Origin of the sequence: Solemya elarraichensis gill symbiont, from assembly GCF_002021095.1 — a bacterium.
Taxonomy (GTDB): domain Bacteria; phylum Pseudomonadota; class Gammaproteobacteria; order Chromatiales; family Chromatiaceae.
Genome location: NZ_MPRK01000260.1, coordinates 1 through 2,411, shown reverse-complemented (window position 1 = coordinate 2,411; position 2,411 = coordinate 1). Strand labels below are relative to the sequence as shown.

General features: G+C 45.0%; 2 protein-coding genes and 1 tRNA gene. All 3 read left to right on the top strand.

The features are described from left to right. Nucleotides 1–342 precede the first annotated feature (342 nt). The 3 genes from BOW51_RS09925 (at nt 343) to BOW51_RS09915 (ending at nt 1,753) form a co-directional block, all read left to right on the top strand. Nucleotides 343–834, top strand: coding sequence for a gamma-glutamylcyclotransferase family protein (locus BOW51_RS09925; protein ID WP_078477575.1), 492 nt, complete (start codon nt 343–345; stop codon nt 832–834). Nucleotides 835–1,062: 228 nt separating this feature from the next. Then, nucleotides 1,063–1,536, top strand: a complete 474-nt coding sequence (locus tag BOW51_RS09920) for a rhodanese-like domain-containing protein (protein WP_078477574.1) — start codon at nt 1,063–1,065, stop codon at nt 1,534–1,536. Nucleotides 1,537–1,677: 141 nt separating this feature from the next. Further along, nucleotides 1,678–1,753: transfer RNA gene (locus BOW51_RS09915), tRNA-Thr, on the top strand. Nucleotides 1,754–2,411 lie beyond the last annotated feature (658 nt).

The following is a 2,411-nucleotide window of genomic DNA, read 5'->3' as shown; positions in this document are numbered from 1 at the left end:
TTACACCTGACTCAGTCGAGAATTGCAGTCAATAAATGACAAGCCTTGCTCCTGAATAAGTGACTCAATGCCCTCACTGTAACAAACTGACTTTACGGCAGAGCTTCACCACTATTTACTTTGATACTCTGCTATTCCCACCCGAGTTTCAGGCAATCGCCAGAGGTGATGTGTGCTGCTTTCATTTAGAAGGAACAGACAACCTGGCTTGATGTGCGTCTAACGCTGCCTGAATGAAGATCACAAACTAACCTGCTGACTTTGCATTATTTTATCTATGGCAGGCTATGACAAGCAGATACAATATACATAAGCATCCGCCTGCATAAGAATTATCCAACCATGAAATACTTTGCTTACGGTTCTAACATGTCACTTGCCCGGCTCAGAGAGCGAACCCCGAGCGCAAACAGGTTGGGAATATATACACTCAGAGAACATCCACTTCGATTCCATAAAATTAGTCATGATGGCTCAGGTAAATGTGATGCTTTCCACACAAAGCGTCCTGATGACGATGTAATAGGAGCTGTCTTTCAAATTAGTCTGGATGAAAAGCCTGATTTAGATTACGCAGAAGGACTCGGATATGGTTATGAGGAGAAACTGGTCTCTATTGAAGATGCTGATGGAAATAGTATTGAGGCTCTCACTTATTATGCGACCAAAATTGACCCGGACATGAAAACCTACTCCTGGTACTTAAATCACGTTCTGATCGGTGCACTTGAAGTAGGGTTGCCACACTCATACATTCAAACTATTCAAGCCATAGAATGTATAGAAGACCCGGACACCGAAAGAGATGTAAGACAACGGGCGATTCATAGTTAAAACCAAGAACTCTAATGTCCAATAAGATAACCTGGTGCTGAATCTGGCGACAACAGGCTAATAACGGGACTCGTATACATTATTCTCATGCCGACTCAGCGGAGATGGTGATCCTGAAATAAGCCTGTGTGATTGATCCTCAACAACATCACTTGATAATAGTCAATCCAATCGAATCTGCGTTGTGATTCACTTATGCCCATGAAGAGTCAATAAAGAGGCAAAACCATGACAATGCTACAAAATCTGTTGAAGAGAGTTGTACTGGCCCTGTTAATTCTGTTACCTGGAGTGACAGCAGCAGCTGGCGAACCGGATGGCCCGGCCCCTGCTTCGGTTGCAGGCACCACCTTTATTGATACGGCAACAGCACAACAAATGCATGCCGACGGCATCTCGTTCGTGGACGTGCGTCCCGCGCCCATGTATCAAGCGGGGAGAATCCCAGGCGCGGTCAGCCTGCCTCTGCCTGGCGGAAAGTTCACCCTTCAGAATCTGGCCAAGGTGGCTGACTCCGACGACCAGGTGGTGCTGCATTGCCGGGGAAAGGATTGCATGATGAGCTCGATAGCGGCACGCGAGGCGGTCAAATGGGGCTACAGCAAGATCTACTACTACCGCGCGGGTTATAACGGCTGGAAAGATGCTGGGCTGCTGGTGGAATTGCCGACCAAAGAAGGCATGATGCAAGCCCAAAACTGAACAGGACACCCTGCTGGGACTGATGGTTCAGCACTTACAACTAAACTCTGAGTGCAGCGCCACAATCTGGTCATAAGTTATTGTATAATTAGGCTTTAATTGAAAGTTCCCTAGAGGGGTCTGGCTATAGAATAACTCACGGCCACTGTAGCTCAGTTGGTAGCGCAACTGATTCGTAATCAGTAGGTCGGCGGTTCAATTCCGCCCAGTGGCTCCATATTATTCAATAGCTTACAGTTCTTCCTAGTCGATCTTGAACAGCGTTTTCCATCAAATGGTCACTTATATGGTCACATTTCGCGCTTGCTAGGCCTACCATTTCCGGTCTTGAAACAGCCATCCACACCTACATTTTGACCCTCTAGGCTGAATGACCGCTTTCGGCCAATAGCAGACGTTGAATATTCTCATCGGCCCTCTGCAGAATCAGGGTGTCCAGCCAGCTATAAGATTAAAACAGTTTAGAGATGATCTAAACACATAGAAAAATTTCAACCAGTACGCTGAATAAAATAACATTTTATTATTATGGAATTATCCAAACAAATTGTTTAGCATAAAAAAACCTTAGAAGTTTAGATAACACTTGGCTTCCAATAATAAAAACCAAATATAGATATTGCATAACAAGAAGGTCTCAGAATAGGCGGTTCGGAGAGCGATAATAATGATCGATAGCATCAGAAATCTGAGGCTTAGGAACAGGGTGTTTTTAACAATCCTTGGGATCATTTTGCTTGTAGGGGGCTTACTCTACTTCAAGGTACAGTATGACCAGCGCCTAGCGATACACAATTCTTATCTCTCTATTGCACAAAATGCGCTAGACACAAGCGTGTCTTTGATCTCGTGATGTAAAACGGGACATCCAAGTC

Bases quoted from the DNA above. Each gene is read 5' to 3' on its own strand.
- BOW51_RS09925 (WP_078477575.1), top strand. From the start codon at position 343: ATGAAATACTTTGCTTACGGTTCTAACATGTCACTTGCCCGGCTCAGA.
- BOW51_RS09920 (WP_078477574.1), top strand. From the start codon at position 1,063: ATGACAATGCTACAAAATCTGTTGAAGAGAGTTGTACTGGCCCTGTTA.